The sequence below is a fragment of the uncultured Roseibium sp. genome (assembly GCF_947494555.1).
GTDB lineage: Bacteria > Pseudomonadota > Alphaproteobacteria > Rhizobiales > Stappiaceae > Roseibium.
Window position 1 is genome coordinate 1,020,479 of record NZ_CANLVF010000001.1, and the last position, 16,755, is coordinate 1,037,233.

Genomic DNA, 16,755 nt, shown 5'->3' on the forward strand with positions numbered 1-16,755 from the left:
AATGCGCGAAGATGCAGGGTGCGGAACGTCAGCTCAGGAACTGACTGATGACGGCTGCCTGTTGCTTCCTGCCGTCGGGATCAGCTGCTGTCTTAAAGCGTGTGAAGTGTTCGGCCCAGTCCGATGTACGCCTGCGGATAGGCGGTTCCGGAGCTTCCAGGCATTCCATGACAATGCCGGCGACTTCCGAAGCGGTCTGGTAAAGGCCGCCGCTGGCGGCCCGCGCCTGCGCGCCGCCAACATATTTCTGTAGGATAGGCAGATACTCGTCTTCGAGCATGCCGCCTGTCGCTTCGACCTGCTTCATCACATTGGCGGCAAACTCGGAATGAATGCCGCCCGGTTCAATGGCCGTGAAATTGATACCGAAATTCGGCGTCACATAGCAGGCAAGGGCTTCCGTATAGCCTTCGACCGCGAACTTTGCCGCACAGTAGATCTCGTTGAACGGCTGACCGACAAGACCACCGACGGATGAAACGGTTATCACGTGGCCGGAGCGCGCTTTGCGCATATGAGGCATGACGGCTTTGGTGCAGCGAACGACGCCCATGAAATTTACGTCCATGACCCAATTGATGTCGTCTTCGCTCGCCTGTTCCGTTGTACGAACGTAACCGGCGCCCGCATTGTTGATCAACGCATCTATCCGTCCTTCGACAGCAATCACATGGTCGATTGCCGCGTTGACGCTGGCGCTGTCCTGAACGTCGAGCTGGAGGACCTGAGCAGATTGACCGGCCTCAGACAGTGCCGCATCCAGAGTATCGCGCTTGGCGAGGTTGCGCATGGTCGCATACACCTTGTGACCTGCCTTTGCCGCCTGAACGGCGATTTCAATGCCGAGACCCGTAGAGGTTCCGGTGATGAGGATGACTTTTGACATTCCCTAATTTCCTGAAGTGTTCCGTTTGAAGTATCGCCTGCCTGAGGCCGCGCCCGGCGACGGCCCGGTCAACCGCATAGTTAATTAATGAGCAATTGCTCATTGTCAATGACAACCACAAGAATTCGGGAATGGTGCAAAGCCCGATAGCTTGATAAGACTTTGAAATCTCGGTTCAGGAGACGGAATTTGGCCCGGCCCACGACAGGCGACAAACCGCAGGATATCCGCAGGGCGACAGTCGATGAAGTCTCGGCTGTCGGTTCGACCTCTGTATCCGTCAACAAGATTGCCGCGCGGGCGGGGCTCAGCGTCGGAACGATCTACCGATACCACCGGAGCAAGGACGAGCTTCTCTTTTCGGTGTTCATGGAGGTGAAAAGGGACATCCACGCAGCGATGATGACGGCAGCCGCAGATCGACAGGGACCTGCTGCGCGGATCAGGGCCATGTGGTTTGCTCTTGTCGACTATGGTTTCCAGGCGCCGGGAGATTTCCAGCTGGTTGAGCTGATGAGCTCGGAGACGCGTGTTCAATTCAGCGGCAATGAAGAACTCAAGCAGCTCCAGAGTGAAGTTCTCGGAGAGATACAAAAGGGTGTCGACGACGGAACTCTGGTGAACACCAATGTTCGCACCATCGAAACCGTCCTGGCCTCTCCCGCAATCACGCTGGCTAGGCGGGTTGCGATGGGGCGCCAAGTGATTGATGACGATGAAGTGGAACGGATTTTCACACTTGTCTGGCGCGGTGTGGCTGCAGACCGGCAAGGGCTTTCTGGTTGATCGACTGCAGCACGTCAACGCCGCCAATGCGCAATTCGTTCTTGTTGCAATAACAGCCCGAATGGCCGGAAAGCCGCTCTTCAACGGGCATCACCGCGACCCGCTCCGAGATGTGTTAGGTCCCGTGAGTTGTCCCTGACCTCATTCAAGAAAGCAATGTTTCGGTACAGTCACCATGTCGCAACATGGGAGCCTGAACGTGCCTCGTACAAGGGCTGGCAATTGGATGCACTCTGGCTGCCGTCATCGGAGGAGTTTTCAAGAGCCGGTCGATATCGCATCGGAAGGTGTCCAAGACTTCATGCGCTTCGGACATCCGTGTATCTTGCTGTTCCTGTTTGCATTTGAGCCTATCTTGAAAACGTCTCACCGATCAGACAGGGAGGACATGGCAATGCTTTTCCTGCTCTCAGTTCGATTCCACATCGGTCGGACTTGCAGTCGCCTTGTCCATGTCGAACATTGAAAGGACTGCCAATACGCTAAACATTTCCATGAAACCTTGCCGTGACATGATCCACGATACCAAATTCACGGGAGCGGCTTTCCTGTCCTGTGTCAAAGATCTATCCGTGCATCATGGCTAGTGAGAAACGGGCAAGTCTGAATGCTCATGGCGGGCACAGTTACTTGCAATCCGTGGTTTGTTAACATCGCAAGCATTCGAGTGTTGATTTCGAACTTGGGGGATGTTTACGGGAGCAGGCGTTCTTCAGCTGCAATGCTCGTATTGTATTTCAAATGGCTTCGTGGTTGTGTTTTTTCGTAACAGGAAGCACAATCTCCAATGTTGTCATGAAATAGATGTGGTCTGAAATATTCTTTTTTTACAAAATGTTTCGAAGCCTAGCGATTGATTACGTTAGGGAATTTGATGAAATCAATCTGAGGTTACTTCACTTGATTTGACGTGTATTGGATGGCTTGCATCAGTTGAATGAGACTGGTCGTCTCAATTTTGCAATTCGCTGTTAAGATTTTCTACCGTTGTGTTATCGTAATAATTCGCAATTGAAGTGTAAATATCTATAGAACAGCTTATTAATACTTTTGTACTACCTTAAGGGCATAGCGCTTGTTGTGCGCTGCACACTCTTAGGGGGACTTCAAACGATGTCTACTTTGCGGAATGCTCTTGTTTCTACGCTGGCTGCGTCTCTTATGATGTCGTTCGGCCCGGCGTTTGCGGAAGATGGTGTTACGGATTCCAAAGTCCTGTTCGGTCAGGCAGCGGCTCTTGAGGGCCCGGCTGCGGCCCTGGGCACTGGAATGAAGCTCGGTATTGAGGCGGCTTTCGCGGAAGCAAATGCTGCCGGCGGCGTTCATGGCCGCATGATCGAACTGGTCAGCATGGATGACGGCTACGAGCCGGATCGCTCCATCGCTGCGGTCAACACGCTCATCAACGATAACAAGGTATTCGGTCTGATCGGTCCGGTCGGCACGCCGACCTCGAAAGCGACCCAGCCGATTGCAACTGCCGCAAAGGTTCCGTTTGTCGGGCCGTTCACAGGTGCCGGCTTCCTGCGCGATCCGGCGCATGGCAACATCGTCAACGTTCGTGCGACCTATGCTGCTGAAACAGAAGCCTGGATCGAACATCTGCATGGCGCGCTCGGCCTCGACAAGATCGCCATCCTTTATCAGGACGACGGTTTTGGACGTGTTGGTCTTGCCGGTGTACAGGCAGCAATGGAAAAACGCGGCCTGGATCTTGTTGCCGAAGGTACCTACCAGCGCAACACGACTGCCGTTAAGTCCGCTCTTCTTGAAATCCGCAAGGCAAAGCCGCAAGCAGTGGTGATGGTCGGTGCGTACAAGCCAATTGCGGAATTCATCAAACTGGCCAAGAAGGTCAAGATGGACGCCGAGTTCGTTAACATTTCCTTTGTCGGCTCCAAGGCACTTTCTGCTGAACTTGGCGAGGCTGGCGAAGGCGTGATCATCTCCCAGGTTGTTCCGTTCCCGTGGGATACGACCGTTCCGCTCGTCAAAGAATACCAGGCTGCTCTGAAGGCAAAAGATCCTTCTGCAGAGCCGGGTTTCGTGACCCTTGAAGGTTATGTTGTTGGCCGCCTTGCAGTCATGGGCCTGGAAAAGGCCGGCAAGGACGTTACCCGTGAGAACTTCCTGAATGCGTTCTGGAGCACCGGTACGTTCGACATGGGCGGTGTTTCCCTTGACTTTGGTCAGGATGACAACCAGGGCATGAACGATGTGTTCCTGACGACCATTCAGAAAGACGGTGGCTTCTCGCCGATCGACAAGCCTGCAAGCTGATTTGAACTCTTTCGCTGGCCCGGCAGACCGGGCCAGCGAATCTCATTTTGCCATCTGGGGTCAGATGACTGGGCAGACGTTGGTATTTAGGGGACTGTCGGGGACATGGCTGGGTACGGAAAATTCTTATCAGGTTTATTTCAGGCGAAATCATTCTTTCATCTGAGAACCCGAGGAAAACTATTTACCGCATTTGCGGGTTTGGTCCTGCTGACCGCGACAGCGATCGGTATTGGGCTTTTTTCTTTCCAAAGGGTCGAAAGCGGTTTTGCTGAGCTTTCGGAAAAACGACTTCCATCCATCGAAAACGCGGCGCAACTGGCGCTTACAAGCACCGAGGTTGCAACGGCGGCGGCCGCAGTTGCCAACAGCGTAACGCTTCAGTCTCAGGAAGTGTCCTTCCTCGCACTGCAAAAGTCGGTTTCAGTCATTGAGGAAATCGAATCCAAATTCGTAACCTCCGATTCAAATCGTGAAATCGTCGAGGATCTCTTTTCACAAAGCGAAACGTTCCAGGAGCGCCTCGGTGTACTCGATCAGGCAACAAAGGAAAAAATCGCCGCCAGCGAGGCGAAAGATGCTCGCATGGCAGCCTTGTTCAAGGCCTATGACGGGGTAAACAGCGCAATAACACCAATCGTCGACGACGCCTACTTTACGGTTGTTCTCGGCGGTGAAGACGCTGCAGCCCAGAGCAAGGAACTCGTCGACAACCTCGCCAACACGGAAATGGCCAAGCTCAGACTTTATCTCGAGCTGCGGGCTGAAACGAACCTTCTGGTTGGACTGGCTGAAACAGTCGCTTTTGTTGATGACAAGGCGCTTCTGACCCTGTTCGAAGACAAGATCATTGCAACAGACAAGAAGATCGCTGACTACCGCCAGGAATTGAACGCGCTTGAACTGGACAGCGGTGCCGAGGCTGAGTTCGACCAACTGAATGAACTGGTCCAAAGGACGCTGGCGAAAAGCAGCTCAAACAGCATCACACCGCGTCAGCAGAAGGAGACGCTTCAGGAAGCGATCGGTCTGCAAAAGGCGATTGACGATGCGCTCGTCATGCAAATCGACGATCAGCTTTTCACGCTGACAATCGATACGGAAGAAGCGGTTACCGAAAACTCGGAAATCATTTCAGATCTGTTGAACAATCAGGTCGGACAGCTGAAGAGCACGCTTGAAGCACAGGCTTTTGCGAACAAATTCGTTGCAACGCTTGTACAGGGCGGTTTGACCCAGGACCCGGCGCTTCTGGTTCCGCTTCAGGAGAAGATCACAGCCGACGCAAAGCATATGCGCGATGGTTTGGACGGGCTCGGTTCCGATGACATCAAGGCGCAGCTTGAGCAGTTGCTAGTCTATGGGGACCCGAAGAACGGTCTTCTGAACGACCATCTGGAAGAGCTGAAGAGCACGCAAAAGTCCAATGAGCAAGTGACTGAAATGTTCAGCGCCGTTGAACGCATCGGTCAGTCGGTTGCCTCTTTAATCGAGCTGGAGCTGGCTGCAGTCGATCAGGCAACGACCCAGATCAACAGGCTGTTCGACAACGGATCCATGGCTCTGATCGTGATCGGTATTGCAAGCCTTGTCATTGCTGGTGCAATCGGCTTCTTCGTCGTCGACCGCGGTTTGGTCAAGCCGTTGCTTGGTCTCGTCAACATCACACGTGATCTCGCAGACGGCCAACTCGACGTACGGGTCGATGGAGTTGAACGCAACGACGAAATTGGTGATCTTGCCAAGGCAATGGAAGTCTTCAAGGAAAATGCGGTCGAACGCAAAAATCTCGAAGCTGTCAGTCAGGAAGAACAGAACGCCCAGCTGGAGCGCCAGGACCGCGTCGACAGCATGATCAGCGACTTCCGCGACGAAATCGAATCCGTGCTTGGGAGTGTCGGTGCGAACATGGATCAGATGCAGTCCACAGCGCAGGTTTTGAGCCAGCTTTCCGGTGAGACCGCGGCACAGGCTTCAGAAGCTGAAGGCAGCTCCACGACCGCTTCCGAAAACGTTGGATCCGTCGCGGCTGCGACAGAGCAGCTTGCCGGATCGATCGCGGAAATCGGTCAGCAGGTCGCACGCGCGACTGAGATTGTTGCAAATGCTTCCGGAAGCGCACGCATGACGACCGAAAAGGTTTCCGAACTTGCAGATTCGGCCAACAAGATCGGTGAAGTCGTGACGCTGATCCGCGCAATTGCTGAACAAACGAACTTGCTTGCGCTGAATGCCACCATTGAGGCGGCACGTGCCGGTGAGGCCGGGAAAGGCTTTGCAGTCGTTGCTGCTGAAGTAAAAGAACTGGCAACTCAGACTTCGAAAGCAACCGAGGAAATCGCTACGCAAATCGAAGCCATCCAGGCGTCCACCAGCGAGTCCGTCGTCGCGATCCAGGAGATCCGGGACACGATGGAGCAGGCCGACGAAACAACGTCGGCGATTGCAGCAGCTGTGGAGGAACAGGATGCATCGACCGCGATGATTTCCCAGAACATCCGTGACGCTGCAGAAGGTACTCAAGGTGCTGCCGACAACATCTCCGGCGTGATGAATGCTGTGGCCGAAGCGGCACAATCCGCGGGGCAAGTCGAAACGGCATCCGATGAAGTTGCCGAGCAGGCGCGTCATCTGAAACTTGTCGTGGATGAATTCCTGGCGAAGGTCGCGGCGGCCTAACAGCTGCCATGCCCCAAGCCGGAACTTCAAAACCTCTTTGACACGATAAAAGCGGCGTTTTCGCCGCTTTTTTCATTTCTCCCCTTGAACGTCAGGCACGGCCAGCTCGATTGGCGCTGCAGGCAAAAACACACAATTGAAATCTGCATGAAGCGTTGTTATGTTATCGATAACAAAACAACGCTTGCAGGAGCTCTTATGACCTTTGTCCAGGAAACACGAACACTGACCCATCAAGGTGCGCTGGCCATCTTGACCGCTGCGGTCGAGCGGGCAGAGCAAATGGGTCAGCCCCAGTGCATTGTCGTTGTCGATGCTAACGGAGAAGTTCTCGCCGAGGTACGAATGACCGGCGCCAAGTTTCTCAGTCGCAAGAGTGCCCTCGCCAAAGCTTTGACGGCTGCTTCAATCGGCAATGAAACCACTGTGGTACCGGAAAGCGTGCGCACGGCAATCGGACTTGCAACGGAAGGAAAAGTGACCGGGTTGCCGGGCGGTCTTCCCATTCGTCTGGAAGGCACGCTTTTGGGTGGAATTGGCGTTGGATCCGGGTCTGGTGATCAGGATATTGAGGTGGCAAGGGCAGGGCTGGCAGCGATTGGTGCCTGAAGAAGGCGCTCGCGTCATAGGCTCAATGAGCTGAGCAGCCTTTCACACTGCTGACCGGCGGACGGCGCAAGGTCCGTCCGCCTTGTTGTTGTTCAGGTCAAGCGAATGCAATCTGCGCCTTCACGGCCTGACTGCGGTCACCCGCAATTTCAAATGCTGAGACGGCATCATCCAGCGGCAGTGTCTGGGTAATAAAGGGCTTCACATCAATCAGGCCCTTTTGCATCAAACTGACGGCACTAAAGAACTCTTCGTGAAAGCGGAAGGACCCCTTGAGCTCCAGCTCCTTGGCGGTGATGGCCATCATCGGCAGGCTCATGTCGCCACCAAGGCCCAGCTGGACGATCGTGCCTCCAGGGCGCATGGCGGAGATACCGGCTGTGAGCGCAGGAGCTGCCCCTGAACATTCAAAAAGAATGTCGAACGTGCCCTTTTCGGGCGTGAACCGGTCGAGGCCCTGAGGGTCTTCGGCCATGTTCAAAGTCAGATCCGCACCCGCTGTCTTTGCCATCTGCAGCGTGAAGGGGCTCAAATCGGTGGCAACGATAAAATCTGCGCCGGCACGCCTGGCAGCCAGAATGCACAGGATTCCGATAGGCCCGCAGCCGGTGACGAGCACCGACTTGCCGATCATTTCACCGGCCTGGCGCGCGGCATGCAGACAGACCGACAGAGGCTCCGCCATGGCCGCTTCCCCGGTGCTCAAACCGTCGGCGGGACCGCATTGGGCAGCGTCGGCCACAAGGACCTGGCGGAACGCCCCCTGGATATGCGGAAACGGCATGGCGCTGCCATAGAACCGCATGTTGAGGCACTGATTATGCCTTCCTTCGTTGCAGAAGCGGCAGTTTCCACAAGGCCGGGACGGGGAGACGGCAACGAGCTGACCGACAGAGAGCCCCGAAACGCCGTTGCCGAGAGCGGTGATGTGACCGGAGACCTCGTGGCCGAGGATCATCGGTTCTTTCAGACGCACCGGCCCGAAGCCGCCATGATTGAAATAATGAAGGTCCGAGCCGCAAATGCCACCCGTTGCAAGCTTGATCTGAACTTCGCCCGGTCCGGGATTGTCCGCGTCCTGTTCTTCAATCCGCAGGTCTTTGGCTGCATGGATAACGATGGATTTCATGATCGCCTCACAGAACCGGGGTCGGCAGGTCCTGACCTGCAAAATGTGCCGTCAGATTGTCGCGAACGAGTTTCCCCATGGCTTTCCGCGTCTCGAATGTGCCCGATGCATGGTGCGGTTGCACGAGCACATTGTCGAGTTCAAGAAAGCGTGGATTGAGCGCAGGTTCCCCTTCAAAAACGTCCAGTGCGGCCGAGCCGAGGCGTTTGCTTTCAAGGGCATCCAGAAGGGCTGCTTCATCAATATTCGATGCACGGCTGATGTTGATGATCATGCCTTCCGGGCCGACTGCGTCAATGACCTCCTGATTGACGATGTGCCGCGTTTCCGCGGAAGCAGCGAGTGTGACAAAAAGGAAGTCGGATTGCCGAGCAAGTTCAACGGGGTTGGCGACGAATGTCCAGTCAGGCGCATAGTCTTTGGCTGATACATCCGAATAAGCGATTTTCAGGTCGAAACCTGCAAGGCGCTTGGCAACTTCGAAGCCGATCCGGCCAAGACCCAGTACACCTGCGGTCTTGCCCCAGACCCTGCTCTTGAGCGGATAGAGGCCCTTTTCCTGCCAGCTGCCGTCCCGAACCCAGGCTTCAGCGCCGATCATTCCGCGCGATTGGACTAACATCATTGCCACACCAAGATCCGCGACATCGTTTGTCAGAACGTCCGGAGTGTTGGTCACGCGAATACCGCGTTCACGGCAGGCCGCCAGGTCAACGGCGTCGAATCCAACGCCGTAAACCGAGATGATCTCCAGGTTAGGGCATGCTTCGATCATCGCCCGGTTCGCGCCGAGTTCGCCACGTGTAGCAATGCCCTTGATCTTGTCGCCGACCGAATTCAGAAAGCCGGACGGGTCGGAGGCTTCGAAGTATTTGTGCATGGAAAACGCTTCTTCCAGGGGAATCTGGTCCCAGTCAGGATAGGGGCCGACTTGCAAAATGTCTGGCTTGGTCATTTTGGGCTCTCTCGGGTTGACAAGTTATGTTATCGATAACATAACAGAGGCAAGTGTCAATCGTTTCTGTAGAAGGAATTCATATGAGCCTCGCCTTGTTCGACCTGTCCGGAAAACGGGCATTGATTACCGGTTCGTCCCAGGGAATCGGATTTGCACTTGCGCGAGGCCTTGCGCAGGCCGGTGCGGAAGTCGTTTTGAACGGACGTGACGGTGCAAAACTCGGCTCTGCCGCGCAAACACTCAAATCGGAGGGGTTTACTGTTTATGAACTCGCCTTCGATGTCACAGATCATGCGGCGGCTCGTGCAGCAATTGACGGGTTTGAAGCTGAAACAGGGGCTATCGATATTCTGGTGAACAACGCCGGAATGCAGCACCGGACGCCGCTTGAGGATTTTCCTGCAGACGCGTTCGAACGCCTTTTACAGACCAATATCGCGTCGGTGTTTCATGTCGGGCAGGCCGCAGCACGGCATATGATCGAACGTGGACGCGGCAAGATCGTGAACATCTGTTCGGTCCAAACAGCGCTCGCGAGACCCGGTATCGCGCCCTATACGATGACCAAGGGCGCGGTTGCCAACCTCACGAAGGGCATGGCGACCGACTGGGCGAAATATGGCCTCCAGTGCAACGGACTGGCGCCGGGGTATTTTGATACGCCGCTCAATGCCGCTCTTGTCAATGACCCGGAGTTCAGCGCGTGGCTGGAGAAACGCACGCCGGCGGGGCGCTGGGGCAAGGTCGAGGAACTTGTCGGAACCTGCATTTTCCTCTCCTCCGATGCGTCGTCGTTCGTAAATGGAACCACGGTCTTTGTTGACGGTGGCATCTCGGTGTCGCTGTGACCTCGGCTTTTGTGATCATGGGTGTATCGGGGTGCGGCAAGAGCCAGATCGGCCAGGCCTTCTCCAAGGCTGTCGGTGCTCGCTTTTTCGATGGTGACGATCTTCATCCGGCTGAAAACATTGCCAAAATGAGCCGTGGTGAGCCCTTGAACGACGAAGATCGCAAGCCTTGGCTCGGAAAAGTCGGCGCACAGCTTGCCGGCTCGGACGAACCCGTTGTGATCGCCTGTTCCGCCCTCAAACGGTTCTATCGCGAGCTGATTGTAGAGACCGCAGGAAAGCCTGTGACCTTCCTTTATCTGGAAGGCACACGTGAAGTGCTCAGCGAGCGCATGAAGCATCGCGATGGCCATTTCATGCCGGTCGCACTTCTCGACAGTCAGCTTGCAACGCTGGAGCCACCCGGGCCCGACGAACTGACCGTCAAGGCATCGATCGATCAGACACCCGACGAAGTCGTTGCCGAACTTCTCAGGGGACTTCAAAGGAAACAGCAATGAGTGAAAATGTTGCCCTGATCGGGGCAGGGGCCATGGGCGGTGCGATCGGTACCCGTCTCGTTGAGACAGGCAATCGTCTTTGCGTCTTCGATCTTGACCAGGAGAAAGTTGGAGAGCTGGTTGCCAAAGGGGCCGTTGCGGCTTCGTCGGCCGCAGAAGCGGCCAGCCAGTCTGACTACGTCATCACCAGTCTCAATTCGCCCAAAATCGTCGAAATTGCGGTGTTTGGTACCGATGGCGTTGCCGCCGGTGCCAAGAACGGCACGCTTGTGATCGATATGTCGTCTATCGACCCCGAGGCGACGAAGGACCTTGCGCGCAAGGCCTCCGACGCCGGGCTGCGCTGGGTCGACAGCCCGCTGTCCGGCGGCGCTCCCAAGGCATTGATCGGTGAATTGACCCTGATGGCGGGCGGAACGGCTGAGGATGTTGCAGATGCGCATAACGTTCTCAAACACGTCAGTTCGAACTACACGCATATGGGACCCTCAGGCGCAGGCCAAACGACCAAACTGATCAATCAGGTCCTGTGCGGCCTTGGGTTTCTGGCCGTCGCCGAAGCAACCCAGCTCGCGCTCGATGCCGGCGTTGACGCTGCAAAGATCCCGACAGCGCTCAAGGGCGGGCGTGCAGACAGCGCGTTGCTTCAGGAATACATGCCGCGATACGTGGAGCGCGATTACCGGAGAACCGGGCGCATTGACAACATGGTCAAGGACCTGAATGGCGCGCTGGATCTGGCACGGATCAGCAACACAGCCATGCCGCTGACGTCGCTTTGCACCGAAGTCCACAGAATGCTGACGGCCGCCGGCCTTGGCGGCGAAGACGAGGCCGCACTGATGGAATTTTTCAAAGGTCCCGACAAGGAGCAGTTTAAATGATCACCCGTTTCGCTTTGTTCGAAGGCAGCGTCAAATCCGGCAGGACATCGGACTTTCGCGCAGCTGTAACAGACCGCCTTGTCCCCTTGTGGAAACAGTTTCCCGGTAACAGCGATGTCCGCGTCATGTTCGGAGAAGAGCGGGATGAGGGTGCTCCGGAGTTTCCGCTGATCCTGGCAATCACCTATCCCGACAAGGAAACGATGGCGGGAGCGCTGGAAAGCGATGCGCGGAACCAGTCGCGGGTCGTGACGGGAGAGATCGTCTCGGAGTTCTTTGATGGACGTATCCACCATCATGTGACCGAAGCGAACGAGTACACCGGGGGATCGTGAGGCAGCGCCCATGTCCTGCGGGTTGAAACCTGTGTCTCTTTTCCATTGGGCCTGCGGCTGCGATTGCGGCGGCGGGCCCATTTTGCATAGTTTTAGGCGACAAGATTCGGGCGGAGGATGAATGCAACGCGCTGTTACCATGAAAGATGTTGCGCAAAAGGCGGGCGTATCGGTCATGACCGTCAGCCGCGCGTTCAAACAGCATGCTTCCGTCGGCGAGGAGACGAGAAAGCGTATCCTCAAGATCGCCGAAGATCTGGGATATGTCTTCGACAGCAATGCCGCGACGTTTCGCTCTCAACGAACCGGTTTCGTCGCCGTCGCAATTCCATCGATCAACAATGCCAATTTCGCCGATACCGTCGGTGCCCTGTCGGAAGTTCTCAAGGACGCCGACCTGCAGGTGCTGCTCGGTTACAGCAACTATGACATTCACGAAGAAGAAGGCATCGTCGAACAGTTCCTGAAGCGCAGGCCCGAGGCCATTGTGCTCACGGGCGGGCGGCATACGGAGCGTACGCGCCGGCTTCTGGATCGTGCCAATATTCCTGTGATCGAAACCTGGGACCTGCCGGAAAATCCGATCGATCATGTTGTCGGGTTTTCGAATGCGGCAACCATGCACGATCTGGTGCGCCATCTGGTTTCGAGCGGGAGAACGCGCATTGCGTTCATCGGGGGGGATACCGATGGCGACACGCGCGGTGCGGACCGGCGGCGCGGGTTCATTCGTGCGATGGAAGACCAGGGACTGTCTGCAGAACGGCTGATCGGTGCGGGCGCTCCGCCAATATCGATGCGGGAAGGGGCGGATGCCATGGCGCGCCTTCTTGAAAATCATCCGGACACGCAGGCCGTCATCTGTGTCTCTGACCTGTCGGCGTTCGGTGCGCTGACCGAGTGTGCGCGCAAAGGCGTGAAGGTTCCGGAAGATATCGCTGTTGCTGGATTTGGCGCCTACGATATCTCCTCGATTTGCGTCCCTACGTTGACAACAATCGATCCGCAGCCACTCGAAATCGGCGAAAAAACCGGACAGTTAATCGTTTCACTGCTGCGCGGCGGCGAAACTGTCAGCCAGGCCAGGATCGGGATCACACCGCAGCTGAGTGTCGGTGGATCGAGCAGCTGACCGTCCTTGCATAACGAGCTCACACTGTTTCGCCCGGAACCAGCCTGAACCCGACATCGCAGACATCTTGCGCATCATCGCCGGATATCTTGAGCAGGAGGTTTTCCGCAGCAAGCTGGCCAATGCGCAGGTGATTGGCCTGTACGGTTGTCAGCCGGTAGGGCAGAACCGACGCAATCGGAAGTTCTCCCCAGCCCGCAATGCCGATGTCACCGGGGATACTGATTTTCTGGGCTTCGCAAAACTGCACGGCTCCCACCGCCATATTGTCATTCTGAAAGAATATGACTTCGACGTTCGGATCCGAGGACAGCAGCTGCTCTGTTCCATAAAAACCGGGATAAAACCCAGGAATATCGTTCAGGCAGAGCTGCTTGCTGAGTTTTCCTCCACCATCTTCAACAGCCTTTGCATAACCGTTGAGCCGCGAAGTCGCCGCGTTGGCGGCATCGTGAGACGTTCCGACATAACCGAAGCGCTTGTAGCCCTTCGACAGCAAGAATCTGCCCATGTCGTAACCGCTGTCAAAGTGGTTCAGACCGACGCACATATCGATCGGGCTGGAATTCAGGTCCCAGATTTCAACGAGCGGAATATTCGAGCTTTGGAGCAGTTGAACCGCTCGCGGTGTGTGGGCGCGACCCGTCAGGATCAGCCCGGCTGGCTTCCAGGACAGAACGGTTTCAATCCAGGTCTCTTCTTCGGCAAGCGCATGCTGTGTCATACCGAGAACGGTCTGGTGATTGAAGCTCACCAGCTTGCGGTCAATGCCTTCCAGAACGTGCGTGAAGACCTCGTTGCCAAGGTCCGGAATGCTGACACCGACAAACGTCGTTCGCTTGTCGCTGGCAAACACCGTCGCGATCCGGTTCGGCAGGTATCCCAGACGCTCGACTTCGGCCATGACCTTGACGCGCGTCTTTTCCGAGTATCCGCCTTCCTCACGCAACACCCTGCTGGCGGTCATTTTTGAGACGCCGGCTGCCTTTGCGACCTCCAAGAGGCTTATCTTATTGTTTTTACTGGATATTTTGAGCCTCTTGAAATTTAACGTTATCGATAACTTTTTTAGTTGACTTCGATATGTGACACGGGGATGATAGTCCTACGTTACCGGTAACTCAACTCCGTCGACACACGAAAGCGGAAAGTTGGGGCAGGTGACGACCGGGAGGAAAATAGTGCCAGGCAGTTTGAAAAACCGTCTCTTCTTCGACGGCATACAGAAGCATTTTGGCGGAACTTATGCTGTCCGTGACGTGTCTTTGTCGATCGACAGAGGCGAGATCGTTGCGCTTCTGGGTGAGAACGGTGCCGGCAAATCCACTCTCATCAAAATTCTGGGCGGCATTCATAAACCGGATGAGGGGCGCGTCCTGATCAATGGCGAGCCCTACGAGCATCGTCCAGGTGGTTTCGGGCAACGCCAGGCTGTTGCGTTCATCCACCAGGACCTTGGCATGATCGAGTGGATGACCGTTGCGGAGAACATGGCACTTGCTCTTGGCTTTTCGAAAAAGTTCGGACTGATCAAGTGGCAGGATGGGGATACACTCGCCGCGGAAGCGCTGGCCAAGGTCGGTTGCGATTTCAGCCCGACGACACGTGTCCAGGACTTGTCCAGAACCGAAAAATCGCTGGTCGCGATCGCGCGCGCCCTGGCTGTTGACTGCGACTTTCTCGTGCTCGACGAGCCAACCGCGTCACTGCCGAACGACGAAGTCGCGCGCTTGTTCGAGGCGCTACGGCCGTTGCGCGACCGGGGTGTCGGCATGATTTATGTCTCTCACCGTCTCGACGAGATTTTCCAGATCGCTGATCGGGTGGCCGTGCTGCGCGACGGGGAGCTGGTCGGCGTCCGGTCGATCCAGCACACAACCACCGAAGAGCTTGTTCACATGATCGTCGGACGCAAGACCCGTCAGGTCAGCAAGTTAAGTGAAGCGCCCGGAGATCCTGTTCTCACAGTCAAGAAGCTTGAAGCGCGTTCCGCAGGCCCTGTCGATTTCACGTTGCACAGGAACGAGCTGGTTGGGCTGGTCGGGCTTCGCGGAGCAGGGCATGAAGAAATCGCGCGCGCGCTCTACGGTCTGTCGGAACACAGCGGCAAAATTGAACTTGCCGGCGTTGGTGCGCCGGACCTGCGCTCACCCAAGACCGCGCTTGATTCCGGTGTCGGGCTCGTCGCGCGCGACCGCACGGAAGAATCTGTCGCAATGCCGCTGACGATCCGTGAAAACACCTTTCTCAATCCGGAAGCAACGGGCAGGGGCCTGTTTTCGATCCTTTCGCCACGTAAAGAAACAAAGATGGCGGAAGAGATCGGCCGGGAAGTCGCGCTCAGCCCCAATGACCAGACCATGGCAATCGAGGCGCTGTCGGGTGGCAACCAGCAGAAGGTTGTCATTGCCCGCTGGCTTGCGACCAAGCGCAAACTGCTGATCTGTGAAGATCCTACCGCGGGCGTCGATGTCGGCGCCAAGGCGGAAATCTATGCACTTTTGAACAAGGCACTCATGGAAGGCGTCGGCATCTTGCTCGTGTCGACCGACTTCGAGGAGGTCGCGACGATCTGCCATCGGGCGATCGTCTTCAGCCAGGGAAAAATCGTCGGCGAATTGGCTGGGACCAAATTGTCGACCGAAAACCTGATCCAGGCCGCGTCGGCCAGCAACGTCGCTGCCGCTTGAGGTAAATCTGATGCAGTCACTTGAATCCAATGCTCTGGAACCCACCAAATCGGAAATCGAAGGCCTGTCGATACGCGGCAAGCTGTTACGGTTTCTGCCGGTCTACGGTCTGGTGATCCTGACAGTATTGTTGATCCTTCTTTTCTCGGTTCTGTTGCCGAAGACCTTTCCGACGCTATTGAACCTGCGCGCCATCGTTTCCGACAAGGCCATTATCGCATTGCTTTCCCTTGGCGCGATGATCCCCATGGCCGCAGGGCGGATCGACCTGACGGTCGGCTACGGCATCGTGCTCTGGCACATTCTGGCAATCAGTCTTCAGACGATTTTCGGCATTCCCTGGCCTATTGCCGTGATGATTGTGCTGATGCTTGGAGCGATGACCGGGTTCTTCAACGGGCTGCTCGTTGAAGTCGCCAAGATCGACAGCTTCATCGCAACGCTTGGAACGGGCACGGTGCTTTACGCAATCGCTCTGTGGCATTCCGGCGGCCGCCAGGTGGTCGGTGTTCTGCCAGACGGATTTTACTCATTGAGCACGACATTTGTTTTCGGTCTTCCGATCACCGGTTACTACCTGATTGCGATCACCGTCTGTATGTGGCTCATTCTCGAATATACGCCTGTTGGCCGTTATCTCTATGCGATTGGCGCGAACCAGCGCGCCGCGCAGCTCAACGGTATTCCGACGCGCAAATACGTCATCGGAGCTTTCATGGCGTCAGGGACCATGACGGCGCTCGCCGGTGTTCTGTTGGCCTCCAAGTTGAGGATCGGACAGGCAAGTGTGGGTCTGGAGTTTCTGCTTCCGGCACTGGTTGGCGCATTCCTTGGATCAACAACGATCAAGCCCGGGCGGGTCAATGTGTGGGGCACCATTGTCGGCGTCGCCATCCTGGCCGTCGGCATCTCCGGCATTCAGCAATTCGGCGGCTCATTCTGGGTCGAACCACTCTTCAACGGCGTAACGCTGCTGATCGCGATCGGTATCGCAGGTTATGCGCAGCGCCGCAAAGGCGCAGCGAAAAAGTAGGATTTT

Annotated in this window: 15 protein-coding genes; 11 read left to right on the forward strand and 4 right to left on the reverse strand. The window is 56.1% G+C overall.

From position 1 onward, the window contains the following. Positions 1-28: 28 nt before the first annotated feature. Positions 29-886 (reverse strand): SDR family oxidoreductase, encoded by an 858-nt coding sequence (locus tag Q0915_RS04600; RefSeq protein WP_299473895.1) that lies wholly within the window; start codon positions 884-886, stop codon positions 29-31. Positions 887-1,075: 189 nt separating this feature from the next. Here Q0915_RS04600 and Q0915_RS04605 point away from each other — a divergent pair, with 189 nt between their 5' ends. From Q0915_RS04605 to Q0915_RS04620, 4 genes are all read left to right on the forward strand, one after another. After that, the gene (locus Q0915_RS04605) at positions 1,076-1,672 is read left to right on the forward strand and encodes a TetR/AcrR family transcriptional regulator (protein ID WP_299473898.1); all 597 of its coding nucleotides are present in this window, start codon (positions 1,076-1,078) and stop codon (positions 1,670-1,672) included. A gap of 1,113 nt (positions 1,673-2,785) precedes the next feature. Beyond that, positions 2,786-3,952: an ABC transporter substrate-binding protein gene (locus Q0915_RS04610; RefSeq protein ID WP_299473901.1), complete on the forward strand. Its 1,167-nt coding sequence runs from the start codon at positions 2,786-2,788 to the stop codon at positions 3,950-3,952. 201 nt (positions 3,953-4,153) lie between these two features. Then, entirely contained in the window at positions 4,154-6,631 is a 2,478-nt protein-coding gene (locus Q0915_RS04615; RefSeq protein WP_299473904.1) for a methyl-accepting chemotaxis protein, read from the forward strand. A 198-nt stretch (positions 6,632-6,829) separates the two neighbouring features. Then, entirely contained in the window at positions 6,830-7,240 is a 411-nt protein-coding gene (locus Q0915_RS04620; protein ID WP_299473907.1) for a heme-binding protein, read from the forward strand. 97 nt (positions 7,241-7,337) lie between these two features. On the opposite strand, the gene Q0915_RS04625 is transcribed toward Q0915_RS04620, so the two are convergent. Continuing rightward, positions 7,338-8,369, reverse strand: coding sequence for an L-idonate 5-dehydrogenase (locus Q0915_RS04625; RefSeq protein ID WP_299473910.1), 1,032 nt, complete (start codon positions 8,367-8,369; stop codon positions 7,338-7,340). A gap of 7 nt (positions 8,370-8,376) precedes the next feature. Next, positions 8,377-9,324: a 2-hydroxyacid dehydrogenase gene (locus Q0915_RS04630; RefSeq protein WP_299473912.1), complete on the reverse strand. Its 948-nt coding sequence runs from the start codon at positions 9,322-9,324 to the stop codon at positions 8,377-8,379. 83 nt (positions 9,325-9,407) lie between these two features. Between Q0915_RS04630 and Q0915_RS04635 the strand changes: the two genes are divergently transcribed. The 5 genes from Q0915_RS04635 to Q0915_RS04655 all read left to right on the forward strand — a co-directional run bounded on the left by Q0915_RS04635 (position 9,408) and on the right by Q0915_RS04655 (position 13,026). Next, the gene (locus Q0915_RS04635) at positions 9,408-10,175 is read left to right on the forward strand and encodes an SDR family oxidoreductase (protein ID WP_299473914.1); all 768 of its coding nucleotides are present in this window, start codon (positions 9,408-9,410) and stop codon (positions 10,173-10,175) included. A gap of 17 nt (positions 10,176-10,192) precedes the next feature. Further along, entirely contained in the window at positions 10,193-10,675 is a 483-nt protein-coding gene (locus Q0915_RS04640; protein ID WP_299474710.1) for a gluconokinase, read from the forward strand. After that, positions 10,672-11,559, forward strand: coding sequence for an NAD(P)-dependent oxidoreductase (locus tag Q0915_RS04645; RefSeq protein WP_299473917.1), 888 nt, complete (start codon positions 10,672-10,674; stop codon positions 11,557-11,559). The genes Q0915_RS04640 and Q0915_RS04645 overlap by 4 nt, the downstream gene beginning before the upstream one ends. Beyond that, the gene (locus tag Q0915_RS04650; protein WP_299473920.1) at positions 11,556-11,894 is read left to right on the forward strand and encodes a hypothetical protein; all 339 of its coding nucleotides are present in this window, start codon (positions 11,556-11,558) and stop codon (positions 11,892-11,894) included. Before Q0915_RS04645 ends, Q0915_RS04650 begins: the two co-directional genes overlap by 4 nt. A 121-nt stretch (positions 11,895-12,015) precedes the next feature. After that, complete coding sequence (locus Q0915_RS04655) at positions 12,016-13,026, forward strand: LacI family DNA-binding transcriptional regulator (RefSeq protein WP_299473923.1); 1,011 nt, start codon at positions 12,016-12,018, stop codon at positions 13,024-13,026. Between the two features lie 19 nt (positions 13,027-13,045). Here Q0915_RS04655 and Q0915_RS04660 read toward each other — a convergent pair whose 3' ends face one another. Beyond that, entirely contained in the window at positions 13,046-14,026 is a 981-nt protein-coding gene (locus tag Q0915_RS04660; protein WP_299473925.1) for a LacI family DNA-binding transcriptional regulator, read from the reverse strand. 178 nt (positions 14,027-14,204) lie between these two features. On the opposite strand from Q0915_RS04660, the gene Q0915_RS04665 reads away from it, so the two are divergent. Continuing rightward, positions 14,205-15,716, forward strand: coding sequence for a sugar ABC transporter ATP-binding protein (locus Q0915_RS04665; RefSeq protein WP_299474713.1), 1,512 nt, complete (start codon positions 14,205-14,207; stop codon positions 15,714-15,716). 10 nt (positions 15,717-15,726) lie between these two features. Then, the gene (locus tag Q0915_RS04670) at positions 15,727-16,749 is read left to right on the forward strand and encodes an ABC transporter permease (protein ID WP_299473927.1); all 1,023 of its coding nucleotides are present in this window, start codon (positions 15,727-15,729) and stop codon (positions 16,747-16,749) included. Positions 16,750-16,755 lie beyond the last annotated feature (6 nt).

What these genes read in the sequence shown, in the direction of transcription:
- Q0915_RS04600 (WP_299473895.1), bottom strand. Translation starts at nt 886, where the DNA reads ATGTCAAAAGTCATCCTCATCACCGGAACCTCTACGGGTCTCGGCATT.
- Q0915_RS04610 (WP_299473901.1), top strand. Translation starts at nt 2,786, where the DNA reads ATGTCTACTTTGCGGAATGCTCTTGTTTCTACGCTGGCTGCGTCTCTT.
- Q0915_RS04620 (WP_299473907.1), top strand. Translation starts at nt 6,830, where the DNA reads ATGACCTTTGTCCAGGAAACACGAACACTGACCCATCAAGGTGCGCTG.
- Q0915_RS04625 (WP_299473910.1), bottom strand. Translation starts at nt 8,369, where the DNA reads ATGAAATCCATCGTTATCCATGCAGCCAAAGACCTGCGGATTGAAGAA.
- Q0915_RS04630 (WP_299473912.1), bottom strand. Translation starts at nt 9,324, where the DNA reads ATGACCAAGCCAGACATTTTGCAAGTCGGCCCCTATCCTGACTGGGAC.
- Q0915_RS04635 (WP_299473914.1), top strand. Translation starts at nt 9,408, where the DNA reads ATGAGCCTCGCCTTGTTCGACCTGTCCGGAAAACGGGCATTGATTACC.
- Q0915_RS04640 (WP_299474710.1), top strand. Translation starts at nt 10,193, where the DNA reads ATGGGTGTATCGGGGTGCGGCAAGAGCCAGATCGGCCAGGCCTTCTCC.
- Q0915_RS04645 (WP_299473917.1), top strand. Translation starts at nt 10,672, where the DNA reads ATGAGTGAAAATGTTGCCCTGATCGGGGCAGGGGCCATGGGCGGTGCG.
- Q0915_RS04650 (WP_299473920.1), top strand. Translation starts at nt 11,556, where the DNA reads ATGATCACCCGTTTCGCTTTGTTCGAAGGCAGCGTCAAATCCGGCAGG.
- Q0915_RS04655 (WP_299473923.1), top strand. Translation starts at nt 12,016, where the DNA reads ATGCAACGCGCTGTTACCATGAAAGATGTTGCGCAAAAGGCGGGCGTA.
- Q0915_RS04670 (WP_299473927.1), top strand. Translation starts at nt 15,727, where the DNA reads ATGCAGTCACTTGAATCCAATGCTCTGGAACCCACCAAATCGGAAATC.